Below are 19,442 nucleotides of genomic sequence, written 5' to 3' on the forward strand. Positions count from 1 at the left end.
CGCGGGGGCCGGCGGGATGCCCTCCAGGTTGAACTCGCCGAGCAGGCGGTTGTCGGCGGCCATCGGGCGCTCGCCCTGGTAGACCTTGATCGTCACGGCGGTTTGGTTGTCCTCGGCGGTGGTGAAGACCTCTTTCTTCTCGGTGGGGATGGTCGTGTTGCGCTCGGCGAGCACGGTGAACACGCCCCCCTTGGTCTCCAGGCCCAGCGACAGGGGCGTCACGTCGAGCAGAACGACATCGCGGACTTCGCCAGCTAGGACGCCGGCTTGAATCGCCGCACCGATCGCCACGACTTCGTCGGGATTGACGGTGAGGTTCGGTTCCTTGCCGGTAAGCTTGCGGACGAGTTCCTGAATGACCGGCATGCGCGTCGCGCCGCCGACCATGATCACTTCGTCGATCTTCGAGATGTCGAGCTTCGCATCGGCGATCGCGCTCTTGAACGGTCCGATGCATCGATCGGTGAGGTCGGCGGTGAGCTCTTCGAACTTCGCACGCGTCAGCGTGTAGTCGAGATGCTTGGGACCTTCTTGATCGGCCGTGATGAACGGCAGGTTGATGCTCGTCTGCACGACCGACGAGAGCTCGATCTTGGCTTTTTCGGCCGCTTCCGTCAAACGCTGCATCGCCTGCTTGTCTTTGCTGAGGTCGATGCCTTGGTCGCGACGGAATTGGTCGACGAGCCATTCCACAGCGCGTTGGTCGTAGTCGTCGCCGCCGAGATGCGTGTCGCCGTTGGTCGCCTTCACCTCGAAGACGCCGTCGCCGACTTCCAGGATCGAGACGTCGAACGTACCGCCGCCGAGATCCCACACCAGGATCGTCTCGTTGCCCTTCTTTTCGAGACCGTACGCCAGGGCGGCCGCCGTCGGCTCGTTGATGATGCGCAGCACGTCGAGACCGGCGATCTTGCCGGCGTCTTTGGTCGCTTGACGCTGCGAATCGTTGAAATAGGCGGGAACCGTGATGACCGCTTTGGTCACGCGCTCGCCCAAATAGTTACTCGCGTCGTTGACGAGTTTCTGGAGAATCATCGCGGAGATCTCTTGCGGCGTGTAATCCTTGCCGTCGATCTTGACGCTATAATCGCCTTCGCCCATATGACGCTTGATCGAAGCGATCGTGCGATCGGGATTGGTGATTGCTTGACGCTTCGCGAGTTGTCCGACGAGACGCTCGCCGGTTTTAGTAAATGCGACCACCGAAGGAGTCGTGCGCGATCCTTCGGAGTTCGGAATGACGACGGGCTGCGGGCCCTCCATCACGGCGACGACCGAGTTGGTCGTGCCGAGGTCGATACCGACCACTTTAGCCATGAAAACGATACCTCGTTAGGATTTCCGGCGCTCTGGACCAGCTTAGCCGGGTCGGTCGTGCGCGAGGTCGCACTCCCTCCTCGGCGGTGCCTTGCCGCTTACGGGCGGCCGGATAGATTTTGAAATGTACCCGCACCATCATACACGATGGCACGGTCTAGTGTTTCCAAAATTACACAACCCCGGCTGAGGTGCCGGGGTTGCAGGAGTGGCCTTCCCCACGCGACTTTGTCGCGCCGGGCCCCCAGGATTGGACTACGGTTGCTCGGGCTGCTCCGGTTGCTGTTCGGGCTGCTCGGGTTGCTGTTGCTGCTCCTGACTCATCGGCTGGGCGGCCGGCATCTCGCCGAGCTTGACCGCGACCATCTTTTTCATGCCCTGCGACCAGATGCTCAGACGGACCGAGTCGCCCGGTTTCTTGCTCTTGATGTAGTCCTGGAGCGACTTGAGATCGCTGTAGGTCTTTCCGTCGACCTGCGTGATGACGTCGCCGGGCGAAACGCCCGACTGGTCCGCGGGCGATCCCGAGACCACCTCGCGGATCCCGATGCCGCTGTCGCCCTGATAGCCGGTCTGATTTTTGAAGCCGGGCGTCAACTGCTGCATGAGGATGCCCAAGAAGCCCTCGTCGGTGCCCTGATGGACGCCTGGGTGCTTCATAAGGTCGGCGACCACGCGCCTGACGGTATTCGAAGGGATAGCGAAGCCGATTCCCTGCGCGTATGCGGACTTCACCGTCGATTGGTTCAAGCCGATGACGCGGCCGTCGATGTCGAGCAGAGGTCCGCCGGAGTTACCCGGGTTGATCGGCGCCGAGGTCTGGAGCAGCCCTTTGAAGTTGATCTCGCTGCCGTTCTCGGTCGGAATCGGCTCGGTACGATCGAACGCCGAGACCACGCCCACCGTAACGGTTTGCTGGAGCTGCAGCGGCTCGCCGATGGCGATCGCCCACTGACCCGCCTCGAGCCGGTCCGAATCGGCCAACTGCAGCGGCGGCGGCAGTTTCTTATAGTTGTCGACCTTGATGATCGCGACGTCGGCACCGACGTTGGCGGCTACGACGTGCGCCGGTACTTTATCGCCGTTCGCAAACACGACAGTGAGGTTGGTTATCCTCGAGTTGGGCTGCTCGGGCGGCTGAACGACGTGCGCGTTCGTGACGATGTCGCCCTGATCGTCGAGGACGAATCCCGAGCCGGAAGCTTCGGCTTTATACGGCTGACTGAAGCCGGGGCCTTGCTGCCCGAAAAACTGCTGGAAGAACGGATCTGCCGGAATGTATTGCTGACCGTTGATCTGTTCGGTGATTGCCACGACCGAGCTCTTCGTGCGTTTGACCGCACTGACGATGCGGTCTTGATCGCTGACTCCGGTCAACGGCGCCGACGCGAAGGCTGGAGGCGTTTGGCCCGGTCCGGCAACGCCGCCGAAGTGCGAGCCGGCGTAGATCATCATGGCAAAGCTGCCGACGACTGCGCCGATGAGGCCCACGATCAGCGTGGGCAGTGTTCTATTCCTTAACATTGCTTCTCAATCGTACCCTATGGGGGAGTGTCTTGGCTCTATCTACTCGCGTAACGAAAAAAAGTCACAGCGGGGTGCGGCCTTCGGCTAGGCAGAGCAAGCGGGCACGGTCGTGTCGGCCACGACCAAGCCGTCGAGAAGACGGATCGTCCGGCCGGCGTGGGCGGCGACGCGCTCGTCGTGCGTGACCATAACGATCGTACGGCCGGAGCCGTGAAGCTTGGCGAAGAGCGCCATGATCTCTGCGCTGGTTTTTGAGTCGAGGTTCCCGGTTGGTTCGTCCGCCAGGAGTACCGCGGGGTCGTTGATGAGGGCACGGGCGATGGCCACGCGCTGCTGTTGGCCGCCCGAAAGCTGCGTCGGCTGGTGATGTCCGCGGTCGGCCAGACCCACCGCGTCGAGTGTCCGTTGCGCCAGCTCGCGCCGTTTGCGTCCGTTGATCCCGGCGTAAAAGAGCGGAAGCGCGACGTTGTTGAGCGCGTCGGTGCGCGCGAGCAAGTTGAATCCTTGGAACACGAAGCCCAGCTTGCGTAGGCGAATCTCCGCCAGCGCGTTGTCGTCGAGCTTCGATACGTCGACGCCGTCGAGCACGTAGGTTCCCGACGTGGGACGATCGAGACAACCGATTAAGTTCATCAACGTCGACTTGCCGGATCCCGAAGGCCCCATGATCGCGACGTACTCTCCCGGCTGCACCGTAAAACTGATGCCGTGCAGCACGGGCACTTTCAGCGGCCCGTTTTCATACGTCTTGCGAATGTCGCGCAGATCGATCGCGCTGATGCCGTTATTACTCATACCGTAACGCCTCAATAGGATCTAGACTGGCCGCTCTAAATGCGGGATAGGTACCGAACGCCAGCGTTACTACGACGGCGAAGGCGACCGTGGTGGCGATCGTTTGCAGCCATGGAACGGGTACGACGCTTCCCGTCACCTTAATGATCGCAACGTTATTGACCAGCGCGCCGATGCCGACGCCGATCGCCCAACCGATCGCGCATCCAACCCCGCACAGCGTGAGTGCCTCGATGAAAAACTGCGCGAGCACTTGTGACCGTCGCGCACCGATCGCCTTGCGCACGCCGATTTCCCGAGTGCGCTCGGCAACCGAGACGAGCATGATGTTCATGATCCCGATGCCGGCGACCAATAGCGAGACGGCCCCGATGACCGCCACGACGAACGTGATCGCGTTGAAAACGCCGGCGACGCCCTGCGAGAACTGCGATTTGTCGAAAGTTTGGTACTGCAGATCGGGCTTGCCGCGCAGTTGGCGCAGCTCGTTGATGACGGCGACCTCGGAACTGCCGATCTTCGACGCGTCCGACGCCACGAAGCGGGCGGCAAAGATCTGGTCGCCGCGCAGGTAGCGGTGGACGTACGTCGTCCACGGGATGGCGATGCCGCCCCCGAAACTCGCGTTGAGAAAACCTCGCTTCGGCGGCGTCAACACCCCCACGATGAGAAAGCGGTTTGGGCCCGCGTAGATGCTTTGGCCGGTCGGATCGCCGCCGCTCGGGAATAATCGCAGGTACACGTCGTTCGAGATGACCGCGACGTTGGTGGCACCGGTCACGTCGTCGGCATCGATTTTGCGTCCGTAAAGCAGCGGCAGATTATTGAACGGGTTGGCGCTTTCAGGCGAAATGCGATAGCGCCCTTCGACGTGTCCGTTGCGCACCAGATCTTGCGAGCCGCCGATCGGGACGCCGTCGATTATCGACGGCACGTTGTCGACGACTTGTTGAAGGTCGCTGAGCTTTATCACCGCTTCGTTGACGTTGCGTTGCGTCTGTGAAGGAAAGATGATAAATGAGTTATCGGACATGTTGCCTATGAGACCGTCAATCGAACCGGCCATGCTGGCTCCCAGCACTTGGATGGCGATCACGGCGCCGACGCCGATGATCAAGCCCGTGATGGTGAGCAGAGATCGGACCTTGTTTGCGAACAGCACCGCGAACGCTTCTTGAAGGTAAATCATCTGACGCCGCTCCGCGTCACACGTGCCTTCGGCCCGTGCCCACATCCTGTGGGGTCACAATGGCTCGCCTCCAGCTCGCTCACGAGCGGAGCGCCTCGATGGGATCCAAACTCGCCGCGCGAATCGCAGGATACGTCCCAAAGATCATTCCGATTGCAATTGAAAACGACAGCGCGATGCTCACGATCAAGACGTAGGGAATGATCAGTTCGCCGAGCTGCTTACTCAGCAGGAACGCAGTTCCGATGGTCGCCGCGATGCCGATGCCCATTCCGATTCCGCCGCCTATGATCGAAAGGACAACGGCCTCGAGCATGAACTGCAGGATAATGTTGCCGCGGCTGGCACCGATCGCTTTGCGAATGCCGATCTCACGCGTCCGCTCGGCGACCGAAACCAGCATGATGTTCATGATCCCGATTCCCGCTACGAGCAGCGCGACGCCGCCGATAGCGGAAAGGCCCGTCGCGATGACGCTGAGCACGCTGCTGAACGCGGCGACGAATCCGGCGCCGTTCTGAACTTGGTACTGCGATTTGGATCCATGAATGCGCTGTAAGGCCGCGATCGTTTCGTTTCCGATCTCGTCGGCCCGGCTCTGATCGGCCGGAAACACCTGAACGTCATCGACGCTGCCGGGACTGAGGCTGCGGTAGAACGTTGTGGCGGGCAAGTACACAGAGCTGTTGCTGAAAACCGCACTCATGAACGAGCCTTTGATGTCGGCGTATACGCCGATGACCTCGCAGCGGTTCCCGCCGACTCGCAGATAACGTCCGACGGCCGGACCTCCCCCAAGGTACTTGCGTGCCAGATCTGCGGTGAGCACGCAGACTTGCGCGGCACGATCGACGTCGTCGCGATCGATCTGGCGACCTTCCGCCATCGCTAGCGAATTGTCGTTATACCCGTCCCACGACGTAACTTGTTCGTAGTCGTGCGTATTGCCGGCCGCAACGGTATAGCTGCGTGACCATACGGGCCCAACGTCGATGGCGCTATCGCCGAGCGCCTCCCGCACGGCTGCGACGTCGCGATATTGAATCTGAGCGGCCGTCGGGTCGTCCTGCGACTCGTCGACGCTGACCCAAACCGGCAGAACGCCAAACGAGGCGAAAGTCCCCGTGATGCCGCTCGTCGCCGCGCGGCTGATACCGAAGACTGCGATGATCGACGCGCTTCCGATGATCATGCCGAGCATGGTCAACGCCGAGCGGACGCGGTTGCGCCAGAGCGCGGCGGCCGCCTCTTCGACATAGGCGAAGAGAACCGTCACGTTCCGCTAGGCGAAGGAAGAGACGACGCGGACGGCGCCGGTTTCACCTTCGCGCCTTGTTTGAGTAACTCGTTGTGCTGCGCGACGATCACGTTACCCGGCGCAAGGCCGGACTTCACTAACGTCGTGGTGTCGCCGACCTTTCCAACGACGATCGGGCGTTTTTCGGCCATGCCGTTGACGATCACCCAAACGTAAGACTTGTTCTTTTCCTTGAAGACGGCGTCGTTGGGAACCACGATCGAGTGCGGGATGTCGGTCGTGAGAATGTCGACGTCGGCACTCATTCCGTCGCGAAGATACGGCGGATTCGAATCCAGTACGATCGTCGTGAGCACTTGTTTGGCCGTGCTCGACGCATCGGTCGATTTCGTTGCGATCGGTGCGATGTCGGCGACGTGTCCGTTAATCGTCCGTCCCGGAAAATCTTGGCCCGTAATGTGCGCCGGCATTCCGAGCTTTACGTTGATAATGTCTTGCTCGTCGACCTCGGCACGGACGATGTACCCGTGCCCTCCGGCAATGGTGAACAAGGGCTGTCCGGCAGTGACTTGATCGCCCGGCTGCAGCGGCCGCAGCGCATCGTTGGTTTGCGCGGTGACGCTTTGAATCACGCCGTCGAACGGCGCGCGGACTTCCAGGAATCCCGCTTGCTGCTGGTTTTGAGCATTGAGAATGCGGGCTTTTTGTTCGGCGGCTATCATCGCTTGCGTCGTTCCGCCGTTGAATCCCGACACCGCTCCAAGCTTCAATTGCGCGACGGATTGATCGTAGGCGACTTGCGCCTGTTCGAGCTTTGCCCTGTCGGCGTCGAGCTGATTTCGCGGAATCGCCCTGTTGGCAAAAAGCGTGACGTCGGAATCGTAAACGCGTTTGGCTTCGTCGAGCGCCGACTTGTTCGTGTCGACTTGAGCCTGGTAGCCGACCTTGGCGTTCTGCTCCTGAACTTGCGCCGCGGTGACGTTGGCGGTCGCCGACGCTTGGTCGGCCGACGATCCTGCCGCAGCGTAATCGATCGACGGGTTGTAGACAGTGGCGAGCAGTTGCCCTTCGCTCACCTGGCTGCCGGCACTTACGAGCATTCGCCCGATGTTGCCCGCAACCAAGACCGGAATCGTAGCCGCGCGTTCGTGCATGACGATGCCGTTCTCCGGCAGCTTGATCGTAAACGGCGCGTAGGAGAGCTTCTGTACGCGGACTTCGAGGGCGTCGCCGCTACTGCGGCGTCCGGCGATCACCGCGATGAGGGTGAGGACGACGAGTCCTCCGACGATCACGATGACGTTACGCGTTCGTTTCTTCATTTTTATTGCAAATCCATGACGGCGGAGCGGGCGTCGTAGGTACCCAGCGATACGCGAAGCTTGACGATGGCGTCGACATAGTTCACGCGCGCGTTGACGTAATCGTCGAGGGCTTGTTGAGCGGCGAGTTGAGCTTGGAGGACGTCGTAAATGGTCTTGACCCCGGCTTTGTATTGAAGCTGCGCGATGCGTGCCGATTCGGTTCCGTAGTCCGACTCTTGCTTGGCCCACATGAGTTGCGACTGCGCGGTTTGCGCGGCGCGGTAGCTCTGACGCACGTCCAACTCGGCCTGCAGCCGCGTCTGCGTGAACGTTGTTTCCGCCGACACCAGCTGCGCGTCGTCGTTAACGCGCTCGCTGTGCCGCGCGTTGTAATCCACGAGCGGCAAGGTGAGCGTCGTAACCGCTTGGAGCGACCAGAAACCCGGAGATCCTCGGGGAACGCTCGGACACGGCGCGATACCGTAGAACCGGCAGAGCTGCTCCTCGGAAAGCTGCGACGCCGCGGCGCTCGTCGGGGAAAACTGGTTGCCCATGTTCGCGGAAAGCGAGATCTGCGGATAGAGCTCGACGTTCCAGCCGCGCCGCGTGTAGCGGGCCGCGAGCACGCCTTCGCGCGCCGCGGAGACGTCGGGCCGATTTGCGTCGGCGATCGCTACCAGACTATCGACGCTTCCCTTGGGAATCGGCGGTTGCGGCACTTCGTTACCCACATTGAACCGCGTGCTCAGCGGCGCGCCTATTTGCTGCGCGAGCGCTTCGCTCGCGTCTTCGACCGCCGCTTTATCGCCGACCAGTGACGACTCGCTCTTCGCCGCCGACGTTTTGGCTTGGAGTACGTCGACCCCGGCCGCCACTCCGGCCTTTTCTTTGGCAACGGCCACCTCGACCAGAACGTTCTGCGCGTTGAGCGTAATCGCATCGACGTTTACGATAGCTTGCTTCTGAACGATGCCGTAGAAGGCGTTGGTAACCGTCGATGCTACTTGGTCTTCGTCATTGGCTAGCGTGTTCTGCGCTTGCTCGGTCTGTGCGCGGGCGGCCGCCAGCGCGAGGAACGAGAACCCGCCGGTCGTTACGTTCCAATTGTTGAAGCCCACTGACGCGGTATTTTGACTAACGACGTTTTGCTGCGCCGCACCAATGGCTGCGAACGTACCTTGAAAGTTCGCACTCTTGGCCAAGAAGCTTTGAAGGGTTCCGTTGACCGTCGGCCACGCCACGCCGCGTTGCAGTGCCAGGGCGTGCTGAGCCGAAGTCAGCGCCGCGCGCTGCGTCGCGACCGTGGAGCTATGCCCGATCGCGTACGCGACGGCGTCGGGGAGCGTCATCGATACGGCCAGTACCGGTGCGAGGGGCAGTGCGAACACTCTTTAGCCGCCGTAGAAGCGTGACGTGCCGGCAAAAATGCAGGCGCCGCCGAGCAGTATCAACAGTGGAAAGATCCATGCGACGGCGCCGCTTACCCGTGCCATAATGCGCATCATCGCGACGTTGAGGCCGAAACCCCATAGCGTGAAGACGTTTATGCCCATCAAGAAGCCGGCGAGTGCGCCCCGCGTTCCGGGAAGAAGCGTCGCGAGCCCCGGAACCGATCGAAGCAGATCGCCGGTGTTTTGAAAGTGATCCGCGCCAACGGCTAGGCAGATGACGCCCAGCACCACGTAGTTTAGGCCGAACGTCGGTATGGCGATGTTCATCGACGCCGCCCACAAGCGACCGAAATCGGCACGCCCGCGCCCGGCTATATTTGCGATCAGCAGCACCACACTGTTGATCAAGGCGGCAAAGAATAAGCTGACGATCACACCAAAGACGCCGAACGCAGTCTGTAGGGCACTTGGGTGCGACGCGCTCTCAATGGCACGCTGTTTCTGCTCGTCGCTCATGCTGGCGAACAGCGAGTTGGTGGCCATCATGTGTTGAAGCGTTCCAACGGCGGCATGGAGCTGTGCCGGTCGTTGCAATGCGTAACCGCCGAGGAGGAGCACGATTGCGACCAGACACGCCCATCCCCACGTCGGCGAGACGGCGAGCGCCTCGAAGGCCTCTTTGGGGGAAATGATCGTATCGACGAGCGTGTTAAGCCCGCTGGCTTTCGTCTCTTGGGACGAATCGACGGCCATACAGAGTCCTCGCTATTCTCAACAAGCGCTGCCGGGTAGTACTAGCCCGTCGCGCGCCCGATTGTTTCACTCCGGCGAGGCTTGCGCCTCCAGGCACCCGCGCAGCGGCTCCTGCGGTCGCAAATCCCATGGGAGGCGGCGCAGGATCGCCATTCTGACGCATTCCAACCGCTCGTCGCGTAGTTCGTAAAGACGCAGTTGGATCAAGAGCTTGGCCCGGCGCAGCGCCCGTTTCGACAACAGCTGGTCGACGCGCTCGGATCGCAGCGCCGGCGCCGGAGTCGTGCGGGTCTTCGGCTTGGCGGCCGCCGCGCTGAAGGCGATGGCAGCGGCCAAAGGAAGAGTGTAGGTCATCGAGGTCCTCCGGGGACCTCATTTCACGCACAACGCCAAAAGAACAAGAGCCCTTGACCAATTCCGACGCTCTGATCGTCCCTGCGCCGCCTTCCGAGCCGTACGCGCGAGTCGTCCCGCTCGGGGGCTGCGGCGAGATCGGCCGCAACATGACCGTCATCGAGACGGCGGAAGATCTCGTGGTCGTCGATTGCGGCCTGATGTTCCCCGACGACGAGATGTACGGCGTCGACATCGTGATCAACGATTTCACCTACGTCCGCGAGCGCGCGCACAAACTTCGCGCCGTCCTCGTGACGCACGGCCACGAAGATCACATCGGCGGATTACCCTACTTCATTCGCGAGTTTCCGTCGACGCCGATCGTCGGAACGTCGCTCTCGATCGCGTTGATCAAAGCCAAGTCGCGCGGCGAGCAGAAGCTGGGCGAGGTCGAGTTCGTCCAGGTCGAGCCCGGAGACCGCGTAACGTACGGTTCGATCGAAGCCGAGTTCGTGCACATCAACCATTCGGTGGCCGGAGCCTGCGCGCTGGCGATTCGCACGCCCGTCGGTACGATTTTTCACACCGGCGACTTCAAGTTCGATCAAACGCCGATCGACGGCAAACCGGCCGACTTCGCGCGGATCGCCCGCATCGGCGACGAGGGCGTGCTGTGCATGCTCTCCGACTCCACCAACGCCGAACGACCGGGTCACACGCTGTCGGAGCGCATGGTCGGCGAGGCGTTCACCGGGATCTTCTCGCACGCCAAGGGGCGCATCGTCGTCGCGTCGTTTGCGTCGAACGTGCCGCGGATTCAGCAAGTCATCGATCACGCCGTGCGCTTCAACCGCAAGGTGGCGTTTCTCGGGCGCTCGATGCAAAACGTCGTGCACTTTTCCAGCGAACTCAAATATCTGCGCATTCCGTCCGAGACGATCGTAAAGATCGAAGAGATCGACAATCATCCGCCCGAACGCGTCGTCGTGATGACCACCGGCTCGCAAGGCGAGCCGATGAGCGGACTCGCGCGCATGTCGGTACGCGATCACAAGAAGTTTCGGATCGTTCCGGGCGACACGGTGGTCATTAGCGCGACGCCGATTCCCGGTAACGAAAAGAGCGTTTATAAAACGATCAACAACCTCTGCAAGCTCGGTGCGACCGTCATTCACGGCACCGACGGACGTTCGCACGTCTCGGGCCACGGCTCACAAGAAGAGCTGCTGCTGATGCTCAACCTGGTTCGGCCCGAGTTCTTCGTACCGGTTCACGGCGAATACCGGATGTTGATGCAGCACGGACGCCTTGCCGTACAGACCGGCGTCGAGTCCGGAAACGTCTTCGTGTTGGAGAACGGCGACGTGCTCCAGTTTACGCACGAATACGGCGACAAGATCGGCAAAACGTACGGCGGTCACGTCTTCGTCGACCGTTCCGGCGTAGGGAACGTCGGCGAAGCGGTGCTTCGCGACCGCAAGGCGCTCTCCAACGACGGTATCATGATGGTGGTCGTCGCCATCGACGCCGAGGAAGCCCGCGTGATCGCCGGGCCCGACTTGATCTCGAAGGGTGTTTTCTACCTGCCCGAATCCGACGGCGTGCTCGACGAGTTGCGCGCGGAGCTGCTCGCCAGCATCGGCGAGGTTTCGGTCGAAGGCATGCGCGACGTCAATACGGTCAAGGAGCACATCCGTAACGGCCTCGCGCGCGCCATTCACAATCGCACCAAGCGCCGCCCCGTGGTGATTCCCGTCGTCATGGAGGTCTAAGCTTGGCCGGTCACGGCCGCGCTCGGTCCAGCGTTGCGTTCCCTGCTATACTCGAGTGAGGGGTGCTTGCGATCATGCAGCCGCTTTCCGTTGCAGCTTTTCTGGTAGCGACCGCCGTGGCGTCACCGTCGCCACAGCCGACGACGTTAAAGACGATCGTCACGGTGCACTCGTCGCAGTTCTGTACGGCGTTGGGGAAAGCGGTACGTCCGGTACTTGCCGGCCTCATTCTCAACGATAGATTGATCGAACGAGGGCGTACTGCGTTTGCGGACGCGGGGTACCGGGCGACGCACGGCGCTATCGACAGTCCCTCCGTTGCCGAAGTCATAGGGCCGCCTGCTACGTCGCAATCGCAGGGCGACGCCACGATCGTCGAGATCCGGCAGCGCCGGCTCGCCAAGAATCTCGAGGACGGCGTCGAGACCATCGAAGCGATGCTCGCCGACAAGAAGCGCTTTGCCGGTATTACGGCAAGCGATGAAACGGCCAAGCTCTCGGCGATCGACTCGCAACTCAACGCGATTGCCGCCAAGCAGCGCACGGCCGTCGACCTCATCTCCGGACAGGTCGAAAACTCGGAACTCGTGACGCTGTACAATCGCGACCCGTCGTGGGGCGGTGCCGACGCGACCAACGGAGTGAGCCCCTTGGAGGCGATGAAAGCCGGTCACGGCGGGGAAGGCGACGCGATCTACAACGTCTGGCAAGCCGCGACGATATCCCAGCGGCCGTTCTACGATCCATACGAGCCCTTCACGCGGGCGCTAGTGAGCGACGAGGCGTCGATCTCCGATGCAGAAAGCGTCGCCTCGAAGAGCATCGTCGAAGCCTCGGGAGGATGCCAATAGGAAGGATAGCCGATTCTCGTCGCGGTTAGCTGTGGAATCGCGGCCGCGGCGTTCTACGGGTCGGCCGATTTCCTCGGAGGTTTCGCGTCAAAACGCGCGCCGATGCTTGCCGTCACGCTTATCGCGCAGTCGGTCGGGCTGATCTGCCTGCTCGGCGTCGTGCCGTTTTACGGCGGTCATCCACTGCATTCCGAGCTGCTCTGGAGCGCGGCCGGCGGCGTCTTCGGCGCAATAGGTATCGCGCTGCTCTACCACGCGCTTTCGATCGGAAAGATGGGTGTGGTTTCGCCGATCACGGCCGTCATTGCCGCGGCGTTTCCCGTCATCGCCGGAGTCGTCCGCGGTGACGCGTTGACGTGGTTCCAACTGCTCGGCATCTTCGTCGCACTCGTCGCCGTCGTGCTGATCTCGATGTCGAAAGAAGAAAGTGGAGAGCGCGAGATCGCGACCGAAGGCGTCAAAGAGGCAATTGCGTCGGGCGTCGCAATCGGTCTCTTTTTCTTGGCGCTGGGTCTGGGTCAGCGCGGCCACGGCTTCGGCGGTTTGCTCGCCGCCCGCATCGGATCGGTCGTGTGTCTGCTGCTGTTGGCGCTTGCCGGCCGAACGCCGATGCGGCTGCCGCGCGCGACGCTTGGAACGGTCGTGGCCTCCGGCGCGATCGACATGACCGCGAACGCGCTCTACGTCGTGGCCGCGCAAACCGGCCAGCTGGCCGTTGCATCGGTGCTGACCTCGCTCTACCCGGCCAGCACCGTTTTTCTCGCCCGTTTCGTCCTGCGCGAACGCTTGCAGCTCGTCCAGAAGTTCGGCGTGGGTTTGGCGCTGATCGGCGTGGCGCTCATCGCGGCGTAGTGGTAATCTGGGGACGGAGGAACTCGTATGCTGCTAGCATGGATCAGCTTCTTGCTCACCGCTATGGTATCTCCGCCCGCGCCGCAGCCCTCGCCGCCCAAGACGATCGTCACCGTGCATTCGTCACAGTTCTGCACGTACTTGGTCCTGGCGATCCGGCCGGCCCTCGTCGGTTTGATGCGCAACGACCAACTGATCGACCTGGGACGATCGACCCTGGTTGCCGGCGACCGCGATGTGAAATTCGGCGGCGCGCCGGTCTCGTCGTTCAATCAGCAAGGCGCGGCGCAGTGGACCGCCTCGGAGGGCGACGTCATGCTGCTCGACGCCCGGCAGCGCCAGCTGACCGCGGCAATCACGCAAAACATGGAGATGGTCCAAACGGTGCTGGCCAATCCAAACGCGCCCAAGCCCGACGGCGACGACAAGGCCAAGCTCGCGCAGATCAGGGCGCAACTGGACCTGATTCTGCACGAGCAGCGCAGCGCAACCAACATTATTGCCGGTAACACCGCCACGTCGGACCTAGCGGGCCTCTATAACTCCTCGTCGGCCACCGGCATCGAAAGGGACGTGGTTGCGCCCATAACGCCGGCGGATCAGAGCGGCACTTCGGCACTGGGCGCGCGCCTGACGTCGCAGAATAACGTCGTGCCTCAAAGGGGAGGAATAAGGGGCTTCGCGCCAACGACCGATCCCACCACGGCATCGCAAGCAGCGATAAACCGCGCCGCAGGCTCGAACACGTTCGACAGTCCGTACGCGAAGCTCGCCAGCGCGTTAAAGATCGATCAAGCGATGATCGGACAAACCGAACAAACCGCGGCGCACGCGATTATCGAAGCGGTAGAAGGTTGCGAGTAGCGCTCTTGCTCTTAGTTGTTCTTGGAGCGCCGTCGCCGCAGCCGGCGCTCAAGACCATCGTAACCGTGCATTCGTCACCCTTCTGTACGGCATTGGCAAACTCGGTAAAACCCGCGCTCGCCGGTCTGATGCGAAACGACCAGTTGATCGACTTGGGGCGATCGGCATTGATGGCCGGCGACCGCAACGCGAAATATGGCGGCGAGCCAACCTCGTCGTTCAACCAACAAGGACCGGCGCAGTGGTCGCCCACCTCGGGCCAGACCGCCATACTCGATTCCCGCCAGCGCCAGTTAGCTTCGGCGATCGACCACAACGTCGCGACGATCGAAACGATTCTTTCCGATCCGAAGCATTTGGCAACGGGTTCGGGCACGCAAGAGCAGGCGAACCTGGCGGCGATCAAATCGCAACTGAGCGCGGTTCTCGATCGTCAGCATACGGCGGCAAATATTCTCGCCGGAACTGCCGATACGTCGGATCTTGCAAGCCTGTTCAATGCCGGAGCGGTCTCATTTATCAACGGAGGTGCGACGGGCCAGGCAGACCCGCTCAACGGGCTTTCGCCGTTGCAAGCGCGGCTGACGTCGCAGAAGAACATCGTCAAAGGTGCGGGTTCGACAAGCGACCCGGTCGCATCGTCGCAAGTCAGGATAGCTCAAGCGTCGGCATCGCGGCCTTTATATAGCCCATACGAAAAGCTGGCCGATGCGATGAGAGTCGATCAAATTCTCATCGGTCGGTCGGAAAACGCCGCATCGCAGACGATCGTCGATGCCGCGGTCGGGTGTAAGTAGACGCCGAGTCCGTTCAACCGTTGCTGCGGATGCGCGCGAGCTGCACTGCGTGCGTGAAGCGCGCAATCTCTTCGCGTTGATAGCCGTCGATGTCGGTAAACGTCACGCCGTAGATTTCGCGCCCTTGCTGCCCTTCGTACCGCGAAAGGATCCGTCCGCGAATCGCCATCTCTTCGAACGCACGTCGGTTGTCGGGTGCGTGAACGCGGCGTTGACCGAAGGGCGTGATCTCGACGCGACTCTCGGGGGCGGGATAGACGTTGAGCACGTTACTCGGCAGCGTGAATCGAATCTCGAGATCGCTGCCGATGGCTAACGAATCGGTACACATTAAGCGTAAGCCACCGGCCGAAATATCGCTGGCTTCGCCGACCGCCGCGGGCCGATTGACCGGGCGATAGCGCACCGGGACGGCGAAAACCGTACGAACGCTGGTGCGGCGCTGTTTGTTGCCCTCGGCCACGTATTTGGCCGACTCGCGCGCGGCGACGCGAGCGCTCGCGGCGCGGCGCTGCATCTCGGCAATCTCGCGTCCCAGTACGTCGCGTTGCCCTGCCTCGACATCTTCGAACGCGACGCCGTATTCGTAGCCGGCGTCGGTTTGCGGAGTAGCGCGCGACAACACGCGACCGCGCAGCTTCAGACCGTCCGAGCCCGGGCGGCTCAACTCGAACTCGATGATGCGGTTGCGGTCGAGAAGAATCAGCGACCTCAAGCGGCAGCCGGTTTCGGAGATATTGATGAGCGTTCCGTATACCGGCGCGGGAAGTCCGCGCACGCTCACCGCAATCGGCAGCTCAATAGACTGCCGATACGACCGGCGCTGATTGCTACGCTCGGGCGCAGAACGCGATAACCACACCATGCTCGACGATGCTCATTTGAGTTTGGTGGTCGTCGGTCCTCAGTGGATGTGGTGCATAGGACCCAACTTGTGCGAAACTTTACAGTTTTTTAGAGCGTCGACCAGACGTCGAGTTTTCGGCGCACCCCCTCGATCACGGCATCCGTGAACTCGGTCGTGCTGGAGTGACCGCCGAGATCGGCGGTAGCCGTGCCGCTGTGTACCGCTTCGAGCGACGATTCGTAGATCGCGCGCGACGCATTGGCGGCGCGGCGATCGTCGACGTACGACAGCAGCGCGGCGGCGGCGAGAATCATCGCCAGCGGATTGGCGACGTTCTTGCCTTGCAGTCGCGGTGCGGTTCCGTGCGGAGCTTCGGCCATCACGACCGCCGGTTTGAGGTTGGCGTCGAACGATAGTAAAACCGATTCGGCGCCGGCGATCGAACCGAATAGCTGCATCACCAGATCCGATAGACAATCGCCGTCGCGATTGAGCGAGGGAATGACGAGCGGGTCGTCGCCCACGTTTGACAGCAGCAGCGCGTAGGTTGCATCGATGAGCTGCGGATCGTATCGCACGTCGGGATGCCGGGCCGCCGCGGCATCCATTTCTTCTTTGAGCATGCCTTCGTACACGGGGCTGACCGTATACTTCGGTCCGCCGAACACCACGGCTTTCGTCTTTTTTGCGTGAACGAATGCGTACTCGCTCACGTAGCGGCACACCGCGCGCGAAATCGTCTCCGTGCGAAACGCAATTTCATCGAGTCCCTCGCCTTCGCGCCACTCCTTGGCGCCGTACGCGTCGCCGACCGCCATTCGCACGACCGAAATCGGTGCGTTAATGCCGGCCGCGGGGCGCACGCGCGGCAGCTTGCGCCCGGTTCGCATCATGACTTTTCCGTCGATCGCTTCGCGCAGCAGCAAGTTGGGCGAACCCACGTCGCCTTTGCCTTCAGGCGTGATGGTTGCGGCTTTGAGTCCCAATCCGTGAGTCTTCATTGCGTCGGCCGCTTCGAAGACGACCTGGTTTTGCGTCGCGCGCCGGTTCTCCAGCGACAAATCGTAGCGGACGAACGCGAGCTCGACGTCGATGACGGAGCGGTCCAGGACGCGCAGCGCTTCCAGCAGCAACTCTTGCCCGGTTTGGTCTCCCTCCAGGACGACGACGGTCGGTGTGCTCATCTCACCGCCCTCCGGGCGCCGCGCTGCGCGCGGGGACATCCTGTCCGTGACAATGGCTCACGTCGTGTTTGCTCAAGATGAACTCCTCGCGTTTAGGACGAACGGTGTTATTCCATGGCGCGTGCGCGGTCCAAGGCGACTGCCAGAGCTCGGCTCAACCTCGAAATCGTAGGAATCACCGCGATCGGACTCGCCGTCCTTTGCGGCGTTTCGCTCGCCGTTCCGCACCTTGCCGGCAGCTTCGGCGGATGGACCGCGTCAACGTTGCGCCTCCTCTTTGGAGGCGGTGCCGCGCTTTTCCCGGTGTTGTTGGCGGCAATGGGCGCCATTGTGTTCCTCGAGGTGAACGTTCCGCGCCTGATCGCGAGCTTTGGCAGCGCCGCGCTGGCGTACTTCCTTATGATCGACGCCGCGCTGGGCGCGGGAGGATCGACGCGCGGCGGGTTTATCGGCGCGCAGATCTGGTGGGCGCTGCACGCGCTGATCGGCCCCGTCGGGGCCTGGATCGCGTTGTCGATCGGGTTCTTGTCGCTGACGCTGTGGCTGACCAACGCGAGCCTCAAGCGGCTCATCGGCCGCGTCATCGTTGCGTCACGCGGCGTGAAGCTGCCGAAACTGCCGAGCCTGCCGCGCTTCAGTCTTCACGTGCCCACCGGCCACGCGTCGTTGAGCGAGGCGTTCGACGTTGCGTCGATTCCTAAGCCGGAGCCCTCGCCACAGGCCGAGGCGCCGCGGGCGGACGAGCCCGCTCCGCTTGCTGTGGCGCGACAACCCCAACCGCCGCGCAGCTCCGAGCCGCCGCTGATCGAGGGGTGGATGCATTTCGTCGCCCCACCCGCGCCGCCGCACGACGCCGAGGACGCCGTCGAAGACGTTGTTGAGGAAGAGGAAGAAGCCGAGCCCGCGATCGTTGCGGGCGAATACGAATCCGCCGACACCGTGACCGCGGTACGCGCCTACCGGCTTCCGGATCTGGCCATCTTCGATCCGCCGCAAGCGCAGGCGGTCGACGAGTCCAATCGGGGGCACGTGCTCGAGGACACCCTGGCCAGCTTCGGCGTCGGCGCAAAGGTCTCGCACATCGAGCGCGGTCCGTCGATCACGCGTTACGAGCTCAAGCCCGAACGGGGCGTGAAGATTTCGCGCATCGCTTCACTCGCAGACGACATAGCGCTCGCGCTCGCTGCAACGAGCGTACGCATCGAGGCGCCGATTCCCGGCAAGTCCGCGGTCGGTATCGAGGTTCCCAACCAAACGATATCGATCGTCGCCATTCGCGAGATCCTCGACTCGCTGCCGAACCGCGGCCAGGTTCCGCCGTTGTGGATGGCGCTCGGAAAGGACATTACCGGGCGCCCCGTTTTCGGCGATCTCGGGAAGATGCCGCATTTGCTGGTCGCCGGCGCGACCGGTGCCGGCAAATCCGTCTGCCTCAATACCATTATCGCATCGCTGCTCGTAAGCGCCACGCCGGATCAAGTTCAGCTGCTGATGATCGATCCCAAGCGCGTGGAGCTTGCGATCTACAACGGCATTCCGCACCTCATTAAAGAGGTCATCACCGATCCGCGGCTCGCCGCCGGCGCGCTCTTCGAAATGACCAAAGAGATGGACAGCCGGTACGAACGCTTTGCCAAAGCGGGCGTGCGCAAGATCGAAGAGTACAACGCAAAATTCCCCGACGAGAAACTGCCGTACGTCGTTATCGTCATCGACGAGCTGGCCGACCTTATGCTCGTCGCGCCCGCAAAGGTCGAGACGACGATCATGCGCCTCGCGCAGCTGGCGCGCGCGACGGGTATACACCTGATCGTCGCCACGCAACGGCCTTCCGTCGACGTCATCACCGGTTTGATCAAAGCCAACATTCCATCGCGCATCGCGTTTGCGGTCAGTTCGCAAGCCGATTCGCGCGTCATCCTCGACATGAACGGCGCCGAACGATTGCTCGGACGCGGCGACATGCTCTACCTTCCGATCGACGCGCCAAAACCGGTGCGCGCGCAGGGCGCGCTGATCAACGCCTCCGAGGTCAACCGGCTGGTCGAGTTTTGGGCGCGCCAGGGACGTCCGGACAATCTGCTCGACGTCGAGGTGACGCCGATCGCCGACGAGGACGCCCGTAAGGACGCCGATCCGCTTTGCTGCGAAGCCGCACGCTTCATCATCGAAACCAACTATGCGTCTACCGCGCAGCTGCAATCGCAGTTTTCGATCGGCCACCCGCGCGCCGTGCGGATCATGAAGCAGCTCGAGGAGTTCAAAGTCGTCGGCGCCCACGAGGGCACGAAGCCGCGCAAGATTCTCATCGGCCTGGCCGAGCTCGACATCATGGCATCGCGAATGGGACGCGAAGAAGGCGGCCAGCAGAACCTCTTCGCCGCCGGCGGAAGCTAAAGCTACCG

Annotated in this window: 17 protein-coding genes; 6 read left to right on the plus strand and 11 right to left on the minus strand. The window is 62.2% G+C overall.

Annotated elements, in window-relative coordinates:
• The 9 genes from dnaK to VGG89_14580 form a co-directional block, all read right to left on the minus strand.
• A partial coding sequence (gene dnaK, locus VGG89_14540) for a molecular chaperone DnaK (protein HEY1977767.1) occupies positions 1–1,317 on the minus strand: 1,317 nt, incomplete at its 3' end.
• Between the two features lie 255 nt (positions 1,318–1,572).
• The gene (locus tag VGG89_14545) at positions 1,573–2,841 is read right to left on the minus strand and encodes a trypsin-like peptidase domain-containing protein (protein HEY1977768.1); all 1,269 of its coding nucleotides are present in this window, start codon (positions 2,839–2,841) and stop codon (positions 1,573–1,575) included.
• Positions 2,842–2,928: 87 nt separating this feature from the next.
• Positions 2,929–3,639: an ABC transporter ATP-binding protein gene (locus VGG89_14550; protein HEY1977769.1), complete on the minus strand. Its 711-nt coding sequence runs from the start codon at positions 3,637–3,639 to the stop codon at positions 2,929–2,931.
• Complete coding sequence (locus VGG89_14555; GenBank protein ID HEY1977770.1) at positions 3,632–4,828, minus strand: ABC transporter permease; 1,197 nt, start codon at positions 4,826–4,828, stop codon at positions 3,632–3,634. Before VGG89_14555 ends, VGG89_14550 begins: the two co-directional genes overlap by 8 nt.
• Positions 4,829–4,907: 79 nt before the next feature.
• A complete protein-coding gene (locus tag VGG89_14560) occupies positions 4,908–6,104 on the minus strand; it encodes an ABC transporter permease (GenBank protein ID HEY1977771.1) in 1,197 nt (398 codons plus the stop codon).
• Positions 6,101–7,408 carry an efflux RND transporter periplasmic adaptor subunit gene (locus tag VGG89_14565; protein HEY1977772.1) on the minus strand — a complete coding sequence of 436 codons (1,308 nt, stop codon included), beginning with the start codon at positions 7,406–7,408 and terminating at the stop codon, positions 6,101–6,103. The genes VGG89_14560 and VGG89_14565 overlap by 4 nt, the downstream gene beginning before the upstream one ends.
• A 2-nt stretch (positions 7,409–7,410) precedes the next feature.
• A complete protein-coding gene (locus VGG89_14570; GenBank protein ID HEY1977773.1) occupies positions 7,411–8,778 on the minus strand; it encodes a TolC family protein in 1,368 nt (455 codons plus the stop codon).
• A 3-nt stretch (positions 8,779–8,781) separates the two neighbouring features.
• The gene (locus VGG89_14575; GenBank protein ID HEY1977774.1) at positions 8,782–9,534 is read right to left on the minus strand and encodes a hypothetical protein; all 753 of its coding nucleotides are present in this window, start codon (positions 9,532–9,534) and stop codon (positions 8,782–8,784) included.
• Positions 9,535–9,600: 66 nt separating this feature from the next.
• Positions 9,601–9,888: a hypothetical protein gene (locus tag VGG89_14580; protein ID HEY1977775.1), complete on the minus strand. Its 288-nt coding sequence runs from the start codon at positions 9,886–9,888 to the stop codon at positions 9,601–9,603.
• Between the two features lie 53 nt (positions 9,889–9,941).
• On the opposite strand from VGG89_14580, the gene VGG89_14585 reads away from it, so the two are divergent.
• From VGG89_14585 to VGG89_14605, 5 genes are all read left to right on the plus strand, one after another.
• On the plus strand, positions 9,942–11,642 hold the full coding sequence (locus tag VGG89_14585) for a ribonuclease J (GenBank protein HEY1977776.1): 1,701 nt from the start codon (positions 9,942–9,944) through the stop codon (positions 11,640–11,642).
• A 74-nt stretch (positions 11,643–11,716) separates the two neighbouring features.
• The gene (locus tag VGG89_14590) at positions 11,717–12,493 is read left to right on the plus strand and encodes a hypothetical protein (GenBank protein HEY1977777.1); all 777 of its coding nucleotides are present in this window, start codon (positions 11,717–11,719) and stop codon (positions 12,491–12,493) included.
• A gap of 12 nt (positions 12,494–12,505) precedes the next feature.
• Positions 12,506–13,345 carry a DMT family transporter gene (locus tag VGG89_14595; GenBank protein ID HEY1977778.1) on the plus strand — a complete coding sequence of 280 codons (840 nt, stop codon included), beginning with the start codon at positions 12,506–12,508 and terminating at the stop codon, positions 13,343–13,345.
• Positions 13,346–13,372: 27 nt separating this feature from the next.
• Positions 13,373–14,209, plus strand: coding sequence for a hypothetical protein (locus VGG89_14600; protein ID HEY1977779.1), 837 nt, complete (start codon positions 13,373–13,375; stop codon positions 14,207–14,209).
• Positions 14,210–14,214: 5 nt separating this feature from the next.
• Complete coding sequence (locus tag VGG89_14605) at positions 14,215–15,006, plus strand: hypothetical protein (GenBank protein ID HEY1977780.1); 792 nt, start codon at positions 14,215–14,217, stop codon at positions 15,004–15,006.
• Positions 15,007–15,019: 13 nt separating this feature from the next.
• Here VGG89_14605 and VGG89_14610 read toward each other — a convergent pair whose 3' ends face one another.
• Entirely contained in the window at positions 15,020–15,871 is an 852-nt protein-coding gene (locus VGG89_14610) for a PilZ domain-containing protein (GenBank protein HEY1977781.1), read from the minus strand.
• 89 nt (positions 15,872–15,960) lie between these two features.
• Positions 15,961–17,037, minus strand: a complete 1,077-nt coding sequence (locus tag VGG89_14615) for an isocitrate/isopropylmalate family dehydrogenase (GenBank protein ID HEY1977782.1) — start codon at positions 17,035–17,037, stop codon at positions 15,961–15,963.
• A 114-nt stretch (positions 17,038–17,151) separates the two neighbouring features.
• Here VGG89_14615 and VGG89_14620 point away from each other — a divergent pair, with 114 nt between their 5' ends.
• Positions 17,152–19,434, plus strand: a complete 2,283-nt coding sequence (locus VGG89_14620; protein HEY1977783.1) for a DNA translocase FtsK — start codon at positions 17,152–17,154, stop codon at positions 19,432–19,434.
• Positions 19,435–19,442: the final 8 nt, after the last annotated feature.

It is taken from the genome of Candidatus Baltobacteraceae bacterium (genome assembly GCA_036488875.1).
Taxonomy (GTDB): domain Bacteria; phylum Vulcanimicrobiota; class Vulcanimicrobiia; order Vulcanimicrobiales; family Vulcanimicrobiaceae; genus JAFAHZ01.